The sequence below is a fragment of the Butyrivibrio sp. NC2002 genome (assembly GCF_000702265.1).
GTDB lineage: Bacteria > Bacillota > Clostridia > Lachnospirales > Lachnospiraceae > Butyrivibrio.
Window position 1 is genome coordinate 427,385 of the sequence record NZ_KL370880.1, and the last position, 18,447, is coordinate 445,831.

At 41.8% G+C, this 18,447-nt stretch carries 15 protein-coding genes and 1 tRNA gene; 12 read left to right on the top strand and 4 right to left on the bottom strand.

Annotated features, from left to right (window positions below; all coding sequences use genetic code 11):
* Window positions 1–67: 67 nt before the first annotated feature.
* Both T543_RS08980 and T543_RS08985 read right to left on the bottom strand, forming a co-directional pair.
* Window positions 68–1,414, bottom strand: coding sequence for an MATE family efflux transporter (locus T543_RS08980; RefSeq protein WP_035767686.1), 1,347 nt, complete (start codon window positions 1,412–1,414; stop codon window positions 68–70).
* 41 nt (window positions 1,415–1,455) lie between these two features.
* On the bottom strand, window positions 1,456–2,319 hold the full coding sequence (locus T543_RS08985; protein WP_035767687.1) for a DegV family protein: 864 nt from the start codon (window positions 2,317–2,319) through the stop codon (window positions 1,456–1,458).
* Window positions 2,320–2,560: 241 nt separating this feature from the next.
* On the opposite strand from T543_RS08985, the gene T543_RS08990 reads away from it, so the two are divergent.
* The 12 genes from T543_RS08990 (at window position 2,561) to T543_RS09045 (ending at window position 15,452) form a co-directional block, all read left to right on the top strand.
* Window positions 2,561–4,162 (top strand): MBL fold metallo-hydrolase RNA specificity domain-containing protein, encoded by a 1,602-nt coding sequence (locus T543_RS08990; protein ID WP_035767689.1) that lies wholly within the window; start codon window positions 2,561–2,563, stop codon window positions 4,160–4,162.
* A gap of 109 nt (window positions 4,163–4,271) precedes the next feature.
* Entirely contained in the window at window positions 4,272–5,123 is an 852-nt protein-coding gene (thyA, locus tag T543_RS08995) for a thymidylate synthase (protein ID WP_035767690.1), read from the top strand.
* A gap of 15 nt (window positions 5,124–5,138) precedes the next feature.
* A complete protein-coding gene (locus T543_RS09000) occupies window positions 5,139–5,627 on the top strand; it encodes a dihydrofolate reductase (protein WP_035767692.1) in 489 nt (162 codons plus the stop codon).
* Between the two features lie 324 nt (window positions 5,628–5,951).
* Window positions 5,952–7,082 carry an ABC transporter substrate-binding protein gene (locus T543_RS09005; RefSeq protein ID WP_035767694.1) on the top strand — a complete coding sequence of 377 codons (1,131 nt, stop codon included), beginning with the start codon at window positions 5,952–5,954 and terminating at the stop codon, window positions 7,080–7,082.
* Window positions 7,083–7,167: 85 nt separating this feature from the next.
* Entirely contained in the window at window positions 7,168–8,049 is an 882-nt protein-coding gene (locus tag T543_RS09010) for an ABC transporter permease (protein WP_035767696.1), read from the top strand.
* Between the two features lie 29 nt (window positions 8,050–8,078).
* Complete coding sequence (locus T543_RS09015; protein WP_035767697.1) at window positions 8,079–8,870, top strand: ABC transporter ATP-binding protein; 792 nt, start codon at window positions 8,079–8,081, stop codon at window positions 8,868–8,870.
* A gap of 172 nt (window positions 8,871–9,042) precedes the next feature.
* Entirely contained in the window at window positions 9,043–9,987 is a 945-nt protein-coding gene (locus T543_RS09020; protein ID WP_051638656.1) for a leucine-rich repeat protein, read from the top strand.
* Window positions 9,988–9,989: 2 nt separating this feature from the next.
* A complete protein-coding gene (locus T543_RS09025; protein ID WP_051638657.1) occupies window positions 9,990–11,336 on the top strand; it encodes a vWA domain-containing protein in 1,347 nt (448 codons plus the stop codon).
* A 24-nt stretch (window positions 11,337–11,360) separates the two neighbouring features.
* A complete protein-coding gene (locus T543_RS09030) occupies window positions 11,361–12,851 on the top strand; it encodes an ATP-binding protein (RefSeq protein WP_035767698.1) in 1,491 nt (496 codons plus the stop codon).
* A gap of 69 nt (window positions 12,852–12,920) precedes the next feature.
* Window positions 12,921–13,706: a hypothetical protein gene (locus T543_RS09035; protein WP_035767702.1), complete on the top strand. Its 786-nt coding sequence runs from the start codon at window positions 12,921–12,923 to the stop codon at window positions 13,704–13,706.
* A 129-nt stretch (window positions 13,707–13,835) separates the two neighbouring features.
* Complete coding sequence (locus T543_RS15260) at window positions 13,836–15,140, top strand: putative bifunctional diguanylate cyclase/phosphodiesterase (RefSeq protein ID WP_051638658.1); 1,305 nt, start codon at window positions 13,836–13,838, stop codon at window positions 15,138–15,140.
* A 96-nt stretch (window positions 15,141–15,236) separates the two neighbouring features.
* Window positions 15,237–15,452: a DUF1858 domain-containing protein gene (locus T543_RS09045; protein ID WP_035767703.1), complete on the top strand. Its 216-nt coding sequence runs from the start codon at window positions 15,237–15,239 to the stop codon at window positions 15,450–15,452.
* 95 nt (window positions 15,453–15,547) lie between these two features.
* Here the strand turns inward: T543_RS09045 and T543_RS09050 are convergent, their stop codons facing one another.
* The gene (locus T543_RS09050; RefSeq protein WP_051638659.1) at window positions 15,548–18,253 is read right to left on the bottom strand and encodes a translation factor GTPase family protein; all 2,706 of its coding nucleotides are present in this window, start codon (window positions 18,251–18,253) and stop codon (window positions 15,548–15,550) included.
* A gap of 79 nt (window positions 18,254–18,332) precedes the next feature.
* A tRNA-Pro gene (locus tag T543_RS09055) sits at window positions 18,333–18,406 on the bottom strand.
* Window positions 18,407–18,447: the final 41 nt, after the last annotated feature.

The window sequence follows — 18,447 nt, forward strand, 5'->3', positions numbered from 1 at the left end:
GGTCACACCCTTTGGGTGTGGCCTCTTGTATTTATGCAGAAGATGCGCGGACCGATATGTTCTGAGATTATAGATGGCTTACGGTTATCAGCATTGTGATGAAGCAGGCGAGACCGCCTATGACATTGCTTATGGGCTCTGCTGCGAAGACACCGTTTGTTCCCATATTAAACAGATAGGGAAGAAGATAGGTGAGCGGCACAACGATCATGGCTTTTCTGAATAGTGAAAAGAAGATAGCATGATTTTTTTTGCCCAGTGACTTAAAGGTAACCTGGCCTGTGTGCTGGAAAGTCATGAAGATAAAAGTCGAAAAGTACAGATTGAAGGCCGGTATCGCATCTGCAAGGATTGTAGTATCGTTACTGAAGATGCTGATGATAAATGCCGGAAACAGTCTTATGAGTATCCAGACAGATCCTGTGTAGGTGAAGCTTAGTGCAAAGAGAATCACGATTGCCTTTTTGATCTTTTTAATTCGTTTTGCACCGTAGTTGTAGCTGATGATAGGAGAAGCTCCCTCTGAGATTGCAAGGATTGGAGTTTCCATCATCTGACGGGCAGAATTTACAATTGTCATTATTGAGACATAGAGATCTCCGCCCACATCAGCAAGGACATTGTTGCAGGAAATTTGTACCGCAGCATTGGTAAACTGCATGATGAATGCAGCTGTTCCAAGGCCGATTATGTTTTTAGCTCTGTCACCGCACTTCTTTATTTCAGTCAGATTCATGATATGTACAGGGTATTCACATCTTTTTCCAAATATAAAGCTAAGAACGTAAGCAGCAGAAAGTCCCTGCGAGAGGATTGTTGCAATAGCTGCGCCTTCTATGCCAAGGCCAAAAACAAATATGAAGATGGGATCTAAAATGATATTGGCAAGGGCGCCTACAATTATTGTAGTCATTCCTATTACTGAGAAACCCTGAGCGGTAATAAAGGGATTCATACCTGTTGCAATCATGGAAAAAATTGTTCCGAGAAGATATATCCTAAGATAGGGCAGAGCATATACCATCGATGCTTTAGATGTTCCAAAAAGTGTAAGGATGGGGCTTGAGAATATCTCACAGAATATTGTCAGAACAACGGCTGTGGAAATAAGAAGAAAGAATGATGTATCTTGAATTCCTCTTGCTTCTTTTTCATTTCTGCTTCCTCTGGCGATGGAAAAAAGTGGAGCACCACCGCTTCCGTACATATTGGTAAAAGCTGTGATAAGTATTACAAGAGGGAAACAAAGCCCTACTGCGCCTAAGGCAACTGTTCCGATAACAGGAATTCTGGCTATATATATTCTATCAACTATGTTGTACAGGAGGTTTAATATCTGAGCTACAAGCATTGGAATGGCTGTAGCTAAGATATTACGCAGAGTTCCTCCGTTCTCAAAATCTATTTTTTTCATTTTTGATTAAAAATCCAAGGTTTAATAAATGCTGTTTTACGTTATCTTTCGGTTCCCCAGAAGAAGAGCCCAAGCATACCGGGGCCTACGTGTGAACCGGAAAAAGGCTCGTGAGAGGCAATCGTAATCTTAGCATCCGGGTTTGCTTCTTTTACAAGTGATGCAAGCTCATTGGCATCATCTAAGCAGTCGCCATGGGAAATGCAGACAGTCTGGTCGCCGTCAGTCATTCTCTTGGCTTTGTATTTCTCTACGATAGCATCGATAGATTTTTTTCTTCCGCGTACTTTTCCGCAGGAAATGATATGGCCTGTGCTGTCACCAAAAAGAATAGGTTTGATATTAAGTACAGTACCGATACTTGCTGTAACGCCGCTTACACGACCTGTGTTTTTAAGAAAATTAAGGTCGTCTACTGTAAAATACTGGCATGCATGTGGAACTGCGGCATCAAGGATCTTTGAAGCCTCAGGACAGGGCATGTTTTCTTTTGAAAGCTGTGCGGCTTTAAGTGCAAGAAGACCGCTTCCAAATCCGCAACCCATGGAATCCACAATGTGAACATAGCATCCGTCATATTCTTCCATGAGCTCATCTGCAGCTGCAATTGCTGCATTGTAAGTTCCGCTTATTCCTGCGCTCATGGCGATGTAAACGATATCTTTTCCCTCTTTGACAACGGGAGTGAAATGATCGATAAATGTCTGAGTGTTCAAGAGACTGGTCTTTACCTTGTCCCCGTTTTTTAAGCCTTCATAATATGAATGTGAATCGAATGATTCCAAATCTCCGGTATAAATTTTCTGCTCGCCGTTAATGAGATAATCGCAAGGTAAAACCTCAATTCCGTCAAGCATCTCCTTTGGCAGATTTGCACTGCCGTCAACAAAAACTGCAAATGACATAAGAAAGTCCTCCAATATAGAAAATCACATACTATTATAAGAGAAAACGGAGGCGTTTCAAATAGTTTTTTCCATTTTTTGGATAGAAGAAAAGACAGATAAACATTATAATTAATATATCTAATCTACAATCAAAGGGAGGAACCATCATGACGAAGTCATGATTTGGAATGGTTCCGACCGATAGGGCAGGATTGCGGAGCAATCGTGCCAATACATAATATACGAGGAGGATTCGCCTATGAAACTTACTTTTATCGGTGCGGACCATGAAGTTACTGGAAGTTGTCACTATCTGGAGATTGGTGACAAACACATTTTGGTTGACTACGGAATGGAGCAGGGTCGGATATCCTTCGAACATGTAGATCTGCCGGTTCCCGAGGCGCAGATTGATTACGTATTTCTTACCCATGCACATATTGATCATTCGGGTAATCTTCCGCTTTTATTTTCAAGAGGATTCAGAGGAAAAATATTCATGACTCGTCCTACTGCCGATCTGTGCAGCATAATGCTGAGGGACTGTGCGCACATTCAGATGCAGGAAGCGGAGTGGAGAAGCAGGAAAGGTAAGAGAAACAAGGATATAAAGCAGGTTGAACCTGTATATACGATGGAAGATGCAGACGGAACTCTCCGCCTTATAGTGCCTTGTGATTACGGCACTGTAATAGATGTGTGTGAAGGCGTGAAGATCCGCTTTACGGATATAGGGCATCTTCTTGGCTCTGCCAGCATAGAGGTGTGGGTCAGTGAAAAAAATACAGAAAAGAAGATTGTATTTTCAGGTGATATCGGAAATAATGATCAGCCGCTTATAAAAGATCCCGCTATGACTGACAGCGCAGATTATGTTGTGATGGAATCGACGTATGGCGACAGATATCATGAAGGGGAGAGACCTGATTATGTAAAGGAGCTTACGGAGATATTAAACAGAACCTTCGCAAGAGGCGGCAATGTTGTTATTCCTTCCTTTGCTGTTGGAAGGACGCAGGAAATATTGTATTTTTTAAGGACCATAAAAAAGGAACATCTTGTGACGGCAGTAAGCGATTTCCCTGTTTATGTGGATTCGCCTATGGCAGTTGAAGCTACTGAAGTTTTTTCGGATCATGCAATGGAATGCTATGATGAGGAAGCGATGGCTCTTGTAAAAAAGCACATAAATCCCATCGCTTTTCCGGGACTTAATCTGGCCATCACAACTGAGGAGTCAAGAGCGATAAATGATGAGGAGACACCCAAAGTCATCATATCTGCATCAGGTATGTGCGAAGCCGGAAGAATAAGGCATCACCTGAAACATAACCTCTGGAGACCGGAATCTACGATATTGTTTGTAGGTTATCAGTCGATAGGAACTACCGGAAGAGCCATAATCGAAGGTGCGGATTCGGTGAAGCTCTTTGGAGAAGAGATAGATGTCCAGGCAGAAATATGCAAACTGACCGGATTGTCGGGACATGCAGACAAGGGCGGACTTATTAGATGGATACAGGGATTTAAGCAAAAGCCCAAAAAGGTATTTCTTGTACATGGCGAAGATGGAACTTGCACGGCATTTGCGGGATACCTTCGCGAAGAATACGGATTTGATACCTATGCGCCTTACAGCGGGACAGAATTTGACCTTATATCCGGACAGATCGTCAAGGAAGGAGTACCCAAGGCTGCTGTTAAGAAGACGTCCAAGCTTGTATCTGATGTATTCACAAGACTTAAGGCAGCAGGAGCACGCCTGACCGCTATTATTGCCAGAAGCGAAGGTATGACAAATAAAGACAAGGCCAAATTTGCAGACCAGATCATCGCTCTTTGTGATAAGTGGGAAAGTTAAGTATTTGAATGAATGCTGTTTTTTTATATAATGGTGTAAGGGTCAAGAGGTACTTTTGACCCTTACATCATTATTGACGATATGACATTTGTTAACAGGGGAGGGATTGATGAGCAAAGCAGATGAGATTTTTATAAATATGTGCAGGGACATCCTGGAAAACGGAACCAGTACAGAGGGTGAGAAGGTAAGACCTCACTGGGAGGATGGAACACCCGCATATACCATTAAGAAGTTCGGAGTTGTAAACCGCTACAACCTGGCGGAAGAATTCCCCATTATGACACTTAGGAAAACAGCTCTTAAGAGTGCAACTGATGAGATGCTATGGATATGGCAGCAAAAGTCCAATAATATTCATGATCTTCACAGTCATGTATGGGACGAATGGGCTGATGAGACTGGCTCCATCGGAAAAGCCTACGGTTATCAGATGGGAATAAAGCACAAATATAAAGAAGGCTGGTTTGACCAGGTGGACAGGGTGATCTATGACCTCAAAAACAATCCTTTTTCAAGACGAATAATGACCAATATGTATGTGCATCAGGACTTATCAGAGATGCATCTGTATCCGTGCGCATATAGCATGACCTTCAATGTTACCCAGAAAAAAGGCGATGACAGACTGACTCTTAATGCGGTTTTAAACCAGCGCTCACAGGACGTTCTTGCTGCAAATAACTGGAACGTGGTTCAGTATTCTGTGCTGGTGCATATGCTTGCTCAGGTCTGTGATATGAACGTGGGAGAACTTGTGCATGTAATAGCTGATGCGCATATTTACGACAGGCACGTTGACCTTATCAAGGAACTTATTACCAGAACGCCTAAGCCTGCTCCGACATTCAGACTGAATCCTGATGTGCATGATTTCTATGAGTTTACAAGAGATGACGTATCTGTGGAAAACTACGAAGTAGCGGGAGAGCAGATAAAAAATATTCCTATAGCGGTATAAATACGAGGTGACAAAATGAAAATAATTTTATCAGCAGACGAAAACTGGGGGATTGGAAATAAGGGCCAGCTCCTTATAAGGATTCCGAGTGACATGAAAAACTTCAGGGCGGAAACAATGGGAAAGGTTCTTGTTTATGGAAGAAAGACACTTGAGACATTTCCCGGGCAGCAGCCTCTTGAGGGTAGAAAAAACATCATTCTTTCCTCAAATCCTGACTATACTGTAAAAAATGCTACAGTTGTGCACAACCTGGATGAGCTTGAAGAGGTTCTTGCGGATTACGATACAGACATAGTTTACTGCATAGGAGGAGCCAAGGTATATGAAGAGCTTCTTCCCATGACAGATACCTGTATTGTGACAAAAATTGACAGAGCTTTCGAGGCAGACCGCTTTTTCACAGATTTAGATAAGTCAGATGAGTGGGAGCTTTCAGAGGAGAGCGAAGAACAGGTATATTTCGACACAACCTACACCTTCAGGGTATATAAGAGAAAATGATAGTTACTGCGCCTTAGGGCGCAGTTTTTTCCTATTTGTCAAACTATATTCCCGGTCATAATTTCTAATTAAATTATTGGTCAAAATGTTGACCAAATTCATCATTTGCGATATTATTATAAATATTTCACTTTGACGGTTTAAAGCGTCAAAATGTGAAAGTATAATTAACTATGTATCTGCGGGTTTTGACAACGATTCAAACCGGGATACAATACGAGGGAGGAACCATCATGACGAAGTCATGATTTGGAATGGTTCCGACCGATAGGGCAGGATTGCGGAGCAATCGTGCCAACACATAATATACGAGGAGGAAAAAGTATGAAAAAGAAGATACTGGCTATGGTTCTTTCAAGTGCTATGGTTCTTAGTATGGCAGGATGCGCCCGCACAGCAGGAGGCAATACCACTGAGAATACAGAAGCAACAGAAGAGACTTCTGAAGCGGAAGCTGAAGAGGCAGAGGTTACAGAGGAAGCAGCAGATGATGCAGCTGAGGAAACAACAGAGGAAGCTGCTGATGATTCTGCAGAGAGCACAGCTGAGGCAGGCAAAGAGTTTAAGGTTGGCATAATCCAGCTTGTAGAACATCCTGCACTTGATGCTGCAACACAGGGCTTTAAGGATGGCCTTTCAGAGGCTCTTTCAGCTGATGGTTATACAGTTTCATTTGATTATCAGAATGCTCAGGGTGAGCAGGCTAACTGTGCAACCATTACTACTAAATTCGTAAATGATAAAGATGATCTTATCATGGCTAATGCTACAGCAGCACTTCAGGCAGCAGCTGCAGCAACAGGTGATATTCCGATCGTTGGAACTTCTATCACAGACTACAAGTCAGCAGGTGTTATAAACGATAACGATGCTCCCGGAACCAATGTTACAGGTGCTTCCGATCTTGCTCCTGTTGATGAGCAGATCGAACTTTTAAAGAAGCTTGTTCCGGATGCAAAGCAGGTAGGTATTCTCTACTGCTCATCCGAAGCAAATTCAGATTTCCAGGTTAAGCTTGCTGAGCAGTACCTTGACGAAGCCGGTATTGCTTATAAAGAGTATACAGTTGCTGATTCAAACGAGATTCAGTCAGTTGTAGCCACAGCAGTTTCAAACTGTGATGTTTTCTACATTCCCACAGACAACACAATTGCAGATAACATGTCAATTGTTAAGAATGAAACAGTACCTGCCAAGATCCCGGTAATCTGCGGTGAAGAGAACATGTGCAAAAACGGTGGTCTTGCTACTCTTTCAATCAGCTACTACGACCTCGGTGTTACAGCTGGAAAACAGGCTTACGAGATTCTTGTAAACGGTAAGAACCCTGCAGAGATGCCTATCGAATTTGTTTCAGAGGGAATCACTGCTGAGTACAACCCGGAGACAGCAACAGCTATTGAGTTTGACGAGACTCTGCTTTCAGATCTTACAGCTATCGAGATGGGTGAATAATATAATCAGATTGATCTAAGAGGCAAAGGCGCTCATAGATATTTGAGTGCCTTTGTTTTAATTTTTTATTATTAAGGAGTATTTTATGATCTCGCTTTTACATGCCCTGCCGGGGTCTGTAGCCCAGGGACTTATCTGGGGAATCCTGGCAATAAGTGTTTTTCTTACTTTTAAAGTTCTTGATTATGCGGATATGACCGTTGACGGTTCTTTTTGTACGGGTGGTGCCACTTGCGTAATGATGATGCTCTCCGGACAAAACGTATATGTTGCTCTTATCTGCTCTTTCCTTGCAGGTATGATAGCAGGTTATGTCACAGGTCTTCTTCATACGATGCTTAAGATACCGCCGATCCTTTCAGGTATTTTGACACAGCTCGGATTATATTCGATAAACCTGGCGATCATGGGAAAATCAAACCAGGCAATAAGTGTCGACCAGTATGCACTTATAGTAAGCCTTCGTTTCATCAACTATTCTATTCTCATGAGTGTGATCATTATTGCAATAATAATTGCTCTTCTGTACCTCTTCTTCGGAAGTGAGATTGGTTCTGCTATAAGAGCTACAGGTTGCAATCAGAATATGGCAAGAGCTCAGGGTATCAACACCGGAAGATGTATCAGGATCGGACTTGTTGTAAGTAACGGACTTACAGCATTTGCCGGTGGATTATATGCGCAGTATCAGGGCAATGCCGATGTAAATGCGGGACGAGGAGCCATTGTAATAGGTCTTGCTGCTGTTATCATAGGCGAAGTTATCTTTGGTTCAAGACATAATTTTGCAGTAAGAATGGGTGTTTCGGTAGTCGGTGCAATCATCTATTACATTGTAATAGCGGTTGTTCTACAGCTTGGACTTCCTTCAACGTATCTTAAGCTCCTTAGTGCAGTGCTCGTTGCAGTATTCCTTGGAATACCGTCAATCCAGAGCTATCTTGGAATTAAGGTAAAGCAGAGATAATACAACTTTTTTAAAGGAATAGCAAAATCATGTTAGAGATAAAAAACTTAGTAAAAATATTTAATAAGGGAACGATCAACGAAAGAGTTGCTCTTAACGGAGTGAACCTGACTCTTAACGATGGTGATTTTGTCACGGTCATAGGCGGCAACGGAGCAGGAAAATCAACTATCTTAAATGCAGTTGCAGGTGTATGGCCGGTGGATGAAGGAAGCATAGTTTTAAACGGGCATGATATTACAGGGCTTCCCGAATACAAGAGAGCAAAATACATCGGAAGAGTTTTTCAGGACCCGATGATGGGAACCGCAGCTACTATGCAGATTGAAGAAAACCTTGCTCTTGCTAAGAGAAGAGGACAGAGCAGAGGCTTAAAGAGTGGGATTACCGGAAAAGAGAGAAGCGAATATAAGGAACTTTTAAAGTCTCTTGATCTTGGACTTGAGGACAGACTCACCAGCAAAGTAGGACTTTTGTCAGGTGGTCAGAGACAGGCAGTTACACTTCTTATGGCATCTCTTAAAAAGCCTGACCTGCTTCTTCTTGATGAGCATACAGCTGCTCTTGATCCCAAGACTGCCAAAAAGGTCCTTGAGATATCAGAGAACATCATCAGGGAGCACAATCTTACGGCGCTTATGGTTACGCATAACATGAAGGATGCCATTGCTTACGGAAACAGACTTATTATGATGAGCGAAGGCAAGATCATTTATGACGTATCAGGTGAAGAGAAGAAAAACCTCAAGGTTTCGGATCTTCTTCAGAAATTTGAAGAAGCCGGAAACGACGAAGTAAACGATGCCATGGTTTTATCATAAAAAGGCATCCTGAAGATTAAGAAAAAACAATAACCGAATTTCATCCGCTATATTTTTACGGTTGAAATTCGGTTATTTTGTGGTAATAATTAAGCACAGAGATATGGGAGCGCTTCCAGGATCGTGCAGATCAAAACAGCGCAACATATAGCGAAGAAAAACGGACAGGATAATGAAATTTGAATTTGAGATAAAAAAAGACAGGGAAGATAGAGAATATGCAGTCATAAAGGGGTGTGAAGGCCCTTGTAAAAAGCTGATGATCCCGGCAGAAAATGATTCTAAAGTGCCTGTAAGGGAAATCGGCAACCACTCGTTTTCATCAAGGAAAGACTTGGAAGAGGTTGAAATACCGGATTCCGTGGAGACTATTCTTGGCTTTGCTTTCCATAATTGCAGTAATCTAAGGAAAATATCGCTGACAGATTCTGTTACAGAATATCTTGACGGAACAACAAGACAGTGCGAGAACCTCGAAGAGATCGATGTCTTGATAAAACGAGGAAATTACGGGATCATAAGGCGTATCCTTGAAGATAATGACAGACGTATCATTTTTATGATCCATGAAAATGACGGGGATGCTTTAATTGTCTTTCCCGGATTCAACTACGATTTTGTGGAAAACACCATGGCCAGAACGATTCAATTTGCAATTGAGGGAACGGGCTATGCGTATAGGGAATGTGTAAAGCCCGGTGAAATAAACTACAGAGAGTACGATAATCTCTTTGTAAAGGCATCATGTGACGATCGTGTCACCGCGGAGAAGATAGCAATGGCAAGGCTTTTATATCCATACCAGTTATCTGATGATGCCAAGGAAATGTATGAAAACTGGCTGTGTGAAAATGCGAAAAAGAATCTGACTGAAAGGGTCAAAAAAGATTATCCGGCAGCCGAAAAGGTAACGATTTTTGATGATTACAGAAGACCTGAAGAAGTTACTGATTTTTATATAAAAAGGAAATTTATTAAAAAAGAGCATATATCAGATATAGTGAAAGCCGCTACAGATGCGGGAAATACCACTATGGTAAGTATGCTTATGGATTACAAAAATGAATGTGGTGACAATCATGTCACATCAAATAATATGTTGGAGCTTGATTTTTAAAAGTGAAAAAAGCTGAACTTGAATCTACATCAAATCAAATATGGAGTGCGGTAAAAACAGAGCTTCTTCTTGATATGAGGTTTCTTGCTCCTGCGCTGTCGCTCCTTGGTACGAGGCTTGAACTGTCTACAAGGACTGTAGGAACGGACGCAGAGAATGTTTTATACAATCCCGATTACGTTCTGAGGACTTTTGTAGAGGATCCCTCTAAACTTAACAGGACATATCTGCATATGCTTTTGCATTGCTTGTTCAGGCATATGTACAGACCTCCGGTGTTTGAAAATACCGAAATATGGGCTCTCTCCTGCGACATTGCAGTTGAGCATATGCTTGATTCAATGGACTATCAGTGCATTTACAGGGTTTCGTCAGATCTAAGAGACAGGTGGTATAAGACTTTAGAGGATGAGGTAAGTGTGCTTACCGCAGAGAGAATATATCGCTTCATCGAAGAGAAGGATCTGTATGGAGAAGTAACTTTTGATAAGCTCGTAAGGGAATTTAAGCTTGATGACCACGATATATGGGAGAGACTTGAGGATAAGCCAAATGACAATGAAAAGGATGTTCCCGAAGATATAGACCTGCAGGCAAGACTTCAGCTTAGAAGGGCAAACAAGAAAGAAATCGAGGATGCCTGGAAACAGGTTGCAAAGAGAGTAAAAAGCGATCTGGCAAGTCTTGGTGATGAAAAGAGCAAAGCCACCGGAAGCCTTAGCTTTTATCTGAAAGCGGAGTATTCCGACAAAACGTATTTCACGCAGTTTCTAAATAAGATAGCGGTTGTCAGGGAGGAGCTTAAGGTTGATCCCGATTCCTTTGACTACGGGTTGTACAATTATGGTCTGGAACTATACGGAAATATGCCGCTTTTTGAAGAAAATGAATATAGCGAGAACCACAAAATAGATGAATTTGTGATAGCAATAGATACGTCCGCTTCCTGCTCGGAGAGCCTGGTCCAGACATTCCTTAATGAGACGGCAGCTATTTTGAGAAGAAGTGAGAACTTCTTTAGGCAGATCCATGTTCATATTTTGGAATGTGATAACAGACTTCAGAATGATATATTGATCAAGGATCCTTCCGAAATGGAAAAGTATGCAGAGAATTTCAAGATAACAGGTGGATACGGGACGGACTTCAGACCGGTTTTTGAGTATGTGGATAAGCTAAGGAGAAAGGGTGAACTAAGGAATCTTAGAGGACTTATGTATTTTACGGATGGCTTTGGAGATTATCCAACGGAGCCTACCGATTACGAGACAGCATTTGTTTTTCCGCTTGGAACACAAACCGATACGCAGCACATGCCTGACTGGGCTATAGAGCTGTATATAGACTAATATTTTTTTTAGAAAGGCTTTAACATGAATATAGGAGAGGCAAAACAGGAAATAATAAATACTATCAGGGCCTACAGGCAAAAAGATGATATGGGAGGATATCTTATTCCGGTTCAGAAGCAAAGACCGATACTGCTCATCGGACCTCCGGGAATCGGCAAGACTGCGATCATGGAGCAGGTGGCAGAGGAACTTTCGATAAATCTGGTTTCATATACGATAACTCACCATACAAGACAAAGCGCCATAGGACTTCCTTTTATTTCCAAAAAGAAATATGACAACAAAGAAATGTCGGTAACAGAATATACGATGAGTGAGATCATCGCTTCTGTATACGATAAGATAGCGCAGACAGGAATCCATGAGGGAATACTTTTCCTTGATGAGATAAACTGCGTATCGGAGACTCTGATGCCTACAATGCTTCAGTTCCTTCAGTACAAAACCTTCGGAGCTCATAAGGTGCCGGACGGATTTATAATCGTGACCGCAGGTAACCCGCCGGAATACAACAAGGCTGTAAGGGATTTTGATATAGTTACACTTGATAGAGTAAAGAAAATTGAAATTGAAGAGGATCTGGATACTTTCAAGGAATATGCGGATAAGACCGGCATTCACGGAGCAGTGCTTGCATATCTTGATATTCACAAGGACAATTTCTACAGAATAAAGAATGACATAAACGGCAAGCAGTTCGTGACAGCAAGAGGCTGGGAAGACCTCTCACAGCTTATCCGTACGTATGAAAAGCTGGGAATAGAGGTTGATGAGAAGGTAACAAGGCAGTACCTACAGGAGCCTGAAATAGCCAGAGACTTTGCGATGTTCTATGCCCTCTATAAAAAATATGAGGCTGCGTACAACATCTCAGAGATCATGGAAGGGAAGGCAGAGGTTGACAGGGATAAGTTAAGGAAGGCTCCTTTTGATGAAAAATTAAGCATACTCAGCCTGTTTATGGATAAGCTCACTCAGGAATTTGTGCAGTATAACAGAGACCTTTCACTTCAGCTTAGGCTAAGGGATGAGATCACAAACATCGTAAAGAAGTCTGAAGAGGGCAGCTTGTCTGATCTTTTGCGTGAGAGGCAGGAGGTTCTTATCAGGGAATATGAATCCAAGGCCGGTGAACATCTTATGGATCATGAGCAGGAGATTGTACTTAAAAAAGTTATCGATGCTTCCAGGGAATTCGAAGAGCTTGCAATCGGCAAGAAAGGTGATGATGTAAAAGCGCTTCTAAAAGAGTGGTTTACAGGAAGAGAGATAGGAAGAAGAGAGGCTGCTGAAAAAACTTCAGCACACTTAAATAACTGCTTTGACTTCATAGCAAAAGTATACGGGGAAGAGCAGGAGATGGTGCTTTTCCTTACAAGACTTGATTCGGGACATTACAGCCTAAGCTTTATTCAGAATGAGGGCTGCGAGAAATATTATGAGTACAATAAGCTTTTGCTTTTGCGCGATAAAAAACAGGAATTAAGAGAAAAAGTACTAAGTATTTTGTAAGAAACTGACGATATAACAAATGTGGTATAGCTGATAAAAAAATGATTTTTTTCCGGTGAGGGGGATAAGATGAAGAGAATCAGAAAAAATCTATTGTCAGTAGTCCTTATTTTTGCTTTGATGTTTACTGCTTTTCCCTTTAATGCAAGTGCTAAATTTGCGGATCTAAAGAGAAGCGGAGTCGCATTTAATCTTCAAAAAGGTAATTGGGTAGCTGTTTATACGAAGCTACCGGGATCAAAGAAGCTTCAGAAGATATATGCCAAGATCACAAAGTATTATGACAGTACAAAGCCGATAGGCTCAGGATCCGGTGGAAGTTCAGGCGGTGGCTCCGGAAGCGGAGTCAGCTATAAGATAACAATTCAGGTTCAGTTCCCTAAGAGGATGCCTAAAAAGATAGCACAAGCTTTTCAGAAAAAACTTGATAATGGAGTAACTAGTGGAGCCTACTTCATAGATTATCTGGATATATGTATAGTTGACTATCGTACAGGTGAGAATCTGAAGCTTAAGGAAAATCAACAATATGGCTTCAACTACAAGGAATCGGATGCCAATGAGGAATTTGATGGCTGGAAAGTATATAAGCCTCAGACTGTAAGGTGGAATGGCGGCTCCTATGACTATTACGTATCTTACGCAAAGAGCTTTACCATAGAAGTTCCTGCAGGATATAAGGATTTGTGCGTAGGTGTTTGCGGAACTCATATAAGTAACTACGATAAGATGGTTGATTGGAATCAGGGCTTTATCGATGGTTTTACCGTATTATCAGACACTACGCATGTTAAGCTTGGAAACAAGAAAAAAACTGCGAAGCTATCACACTTTATAAGGATCAAAAATGGGTAAAGAATAATTTTTATTAGGAGGCTTTCGGTAGTGATATGGGGAGTCTTCTTTTTGTGTATTTATAAGAATACAAATATATAATAAATTGTGTTAAACTTAATCCACAGGGTGAACCGGAGGAAATTGTGGATGGAAAACATACTACAGCCTGGTAATGAACGAATGGTTCATTATTTAACAGGGCTTCCAAATGCAGGAGGATATCTGCAGAACATTATCATGTTGTCCAAGACGACCGATCTTAAGAATTACACTGCCTTTTATTTTAATTTGAAGGGCTTTGCAACAATTAATCAAAGATATGGTATGGATGTCGGCGACAGAATACTGATCCAGTTTACCGCCAAAGTGAGCGCTTTTCTTCTTGAGGATGAGCTTCTTGGTCATTTGGGCGGAGACAACTTTGTGGCAATGATCAAGAAGGAAAGAAAAGGGCAGTTTTGCGCACTTTTAAGCGGTATCGAGATATCATTCAAGGTAGGGGATAAGACGGAGAAAGTCCAGATCTGTGCTACGCTGGGAGTGTGGGATATAGACAGAGAAGTCAAAGATCACGGAGAGATAATAGGAAGACCATCGGTTGCTCTTCAGCATGCAAAGCATATTCTTCATCAGCCCGTAGTTGAAGTTACAGAGGATATGATGAAGCGCGTGGCAATGCAGAAAACTGTACTTGAGAGCTATCAGAAAGCACTGGAGGAAGAGGAGTTTCTTGTTTATTATCAGCCAAAAGTCAATTCCAAAAAGCAGAAGCTGGTTGGCGCAGAAGGACTTGTCAGATGGATGCACAACGGAGAAATGGTTTCTCCCGGTGTTTTTATTCCGCCTCTTGAACAAAACGGGGATATACTTCACCTTGATTATTATGTGCTAAAGAAGGTCTGCAGGGACATCAAAGAGTGGATAGAAGAGGGCGTAGAACCTGTTCCGGTATCTGTTAATTTCTCAAGAAAAGATCTGATTGATACGGATCTTGCTAAAAATATTGATAATATCATTACAGAATCCGGTATTGATAAAAAATATATAGAAATAGAAGTTACCGAGACTGTTGATGAACAGGAACATGGAGAACTGGCGACATTTATAAGTACTCTGTATAAGAACAATATTATGACAGCGATCGATGATTTTGGAGCGGGCTACTCATCACTTGCAACACTTAGACAATTTCAGGTACACACACTTAAGATAGACAGGTCATTTATAAATACGGATGACTTTTCCTGGAAGGATGAGATTATCCTGACGGATGTGATCCATATGGCAAAACAGCTCGGAATGGATATTGTGACGGAAGGTGTTGAGCGCGAGGATCAGGTGAAGTTTGTAAATACTGTTGGCTGCGATGTCATTCAGGGATTTTACTATGACAGACCTCTTCCTAAGGATGAGTTCAGGAAGAGACTTGTGAATAAAGAGTACAAGTTGTGAATAGTAATAGCTTGTCAAATGATAATATATCGTGTACAATTCAAAAACGTAACAAAACTTTTTACGATTTCTATTTATTAGTACTAGGAGGCAATAATGAGCGAAGGATTGATCGATTCAAGTATGCTTGTTGGAGAGATTATTACGAAGCACCCTTTAGCTGCACAGTTCCTTATGGAGTGTGGAATGGGCTGCATTCATTGTCCTGCGTCACAGATGGAATCACTTGCAGAAGCATGTGCTGTACATGGTATCGATGGTGATGAGATTACAGATGCATTAAATGACTATCTGTCAGAGCATAATTCTTGAGATATATAGGTGCATGAAGAATAAAACGGAGACGTTTATCCTGCTTGTTTCATAAGAGGATTAACGACTCCGTTTTTCGTTGTGCTTAGTATATGTCAGAGCTTATCACGTATCTCGGATTCAGTTCTTTCTATTTCCATCCAGAAATCGCCGGCAGACATCCTGATAGCACCTGCTCCGTAAATAATCACCTGCTCGATCGCATCGGAAGTTGCAACGGTCACTCTTGAATTTTTGCTGTATTCATGAGCGGTGCGCTCGATGTACTGATCGGCGGTTTCAGCCTCTTTTGTAAATACAACGTCGAGATTGTGGTATTTAAGTACATGTTCACTTCCGCCCGGCACCTTATAGGCATCGAATACAAGGATCACGGTTTCCCTTCTAAAACCCTGGAAATTAGATAAAATGTCCATGAGCTTGTCTCTTGCGGATTTCATATCCTTAATGGCAAGAGCCTTAAGTTCCGGATTTGCATAGATTACGTTGTAGCCATCTACAAGAATGTAGGCATCATCCGGCGAAAAATTGCTTTTTGCCTTGTATTTCTTGGGGGCAGGAGCCTCTTTTGCACGGCGCTTTCTCTCTTCATCAGCTTTTCTGTCGTACCTTGGCTTTACAGGTCCGTAGGTCTGTTCAAAGATCCTGTCAAGCTCCTGGATCGATGCGTCAAAAGCCTTGCTTCTTTCTGCAAATGATAGGTTTTCTTCCTTTTTTACTTCACCGGATCTGAAGGCTTTTAGCTTATCACCCATAAGGTCAAGGTCTGTAATAGGAATATCGTTTTGACCACTTGCATTATCGTTTTCAAAAGAAAATCCCAGATCAACATGCATGTAATCTCTTACGCGGTCCCATGGGATCACAGTTCCAACGCCGTGAGAACAAAATACACTTCCTGTGGGCTGATTTAGATCGCTTTCAGGGTCGTAAGCTTTTTCCAATATTATTTCCTCTGCATTGTGACAGGGCTCATATCCTTTTAATGACAGACTTATCCTGCCTTTTCCGTGAGTGAAGGAGATAAGCTCATTTGCATAGTCTTTAAGGGTTGCCGCAGGAACGCTTCCTGTTATGAGAGAAATTAAGTCATCAGGATCCCCGGTGCTATTCTGAATGATTTCAGGAGGATTACAGGATCCGTTCATCTTCTGGATATCACTTAGAACTCTGCCAACATGTTCACTTCCAACTTCTATTGAAAAATCATAGACAGGTTCGAGCAGAATATTTTCTGCCATCATAAGTCCCTGTCTTACGGCTCTCATGGTAGCTTCCCTGAAGTCTCCGCCTTCGGTATGCTTTTCGTGCGCTCTTCCGCCAATTACGGTTATCTTCATATCAGTAATTTCGGAACCTGTAAGGACACCTTTTATATTGAACTCATGCAGATGGGACAGAATAAGATTCTGCCAGTTCTTTGCAAGGATATCGGTTTTGCAGTCGGTGTCAAACTTAAGACCGCTTCCGGGTTCGAGCGGAGTAAGCATGAGATGAACTTCAGCATAGTGGCGAAGCGGCTCAAAATGACCTACACCCTCAACTGCCGACCGTATAGTTTCTTTATATACGATGGTGCCCGGACCAAAATCTATATTAAGTCCGAATCGTTCATTGCAAAGATGCTTTAAAATCTCCATCTGAACCTGACCCATTATCTGGACTGAGATATCACCTGTTTCTTCAGATCTTTTAATTGATAATAAGGGCTCTTCCTCAGCTATTTCCATAAGCTGTTTGTAGGCCTTAAAGGTATCTGTGCCTTCAGGGAGTATGATCCGTGAAGATAAGATAGGCTGGAGTATATCAGGTGCTTCATTTTTTAAGGCGCCAAGGCCCATGCCTGCGCGTGATGAATTAAGACCTGTCACGGCAACAATCTGACCTGCCGAAGCTTTCTTTACAGATTCATATTTGTCTCCGGAGTATATGCGTATCTGATCGACTTTTTCTCCGGGGATGATCTCTGATCTGACTTCAAGATTTCCGCCTGTTATTTTCATCCAGGATAGCCTTGTACCGGAAGGATCACGGGATATTTTGTAGATCCTTGCAGCAAATTCTCCCGGATATTCAGGGGCAGGGGCATAGAGGTCTATAAGCTTTATGAGGTCTTCTATGCCCTGCATCTTTAGCGCACTGCCAAACAGAATGGGAAATAATTTGCGCTCTATTATGAGCTTTATGATATCGCTATGTCCGACAGGAGTTTCATTTTCAAGAAAACCTGTAAGGAGATCGTCGTCGCAAACTGCAAGTTCTTCCTGGATAGCAGGGTCATCCAGACATTTTTCATCTGCAATAATTCCGGAAAAATCAAGGCAATGCTCAGAAAGTCTTGCCTGTATATCCTTGAGAAGCTTTTCTTTATCTGCCTGAGGCTGATCCATTTTGTTGACAAAGATATAAACGGGGACCTCGTAGTGAGATAGAAGTTTCCACAGAAGCTGCACGTGATTAGTGATAGAATCGGCTGCGCTTATTATAAGTATGGCAGCGTCAAGGACTTTCATGGTCCTTTCTGTCTCGGGAGCAAAATCAGCATGTCCCGGAGTGTCCAGCAATGTAACATGAGTGTTTTCTGAAAGATCAAGCTCCGCCTGCTTGGAAAAGATGGTGATTCCACGGCTCCTTTCAAGGGCATAGGTATCAAGGAAGGTGTCACCGTGATCGACTCTTCCTGATTTTCTTATAGCTCCGCAAAGAAATAAAAGTGCCTCCGATAATGTTGTTTTACCGGAGTCAACGTGTGCATATATTCCTATATTTAAATGTTTGTTGTTTATGTTTTTATCGCTCATGGAGTCTATTCTATTACATCGCTTGGAAAATAACTAGCTGAACGCAAAAAAAGACATTCAAACGAATGTCTTTTAATAGTCGGAGTGGCGGGACTCGAACTCGCGGCCTCTACCTCCCTAAGATAGCGCGCTAACCAACTGCGCTACACCCCGGCAACGAAAAGTATATTATCATGCCATGAGAATAAAATCAA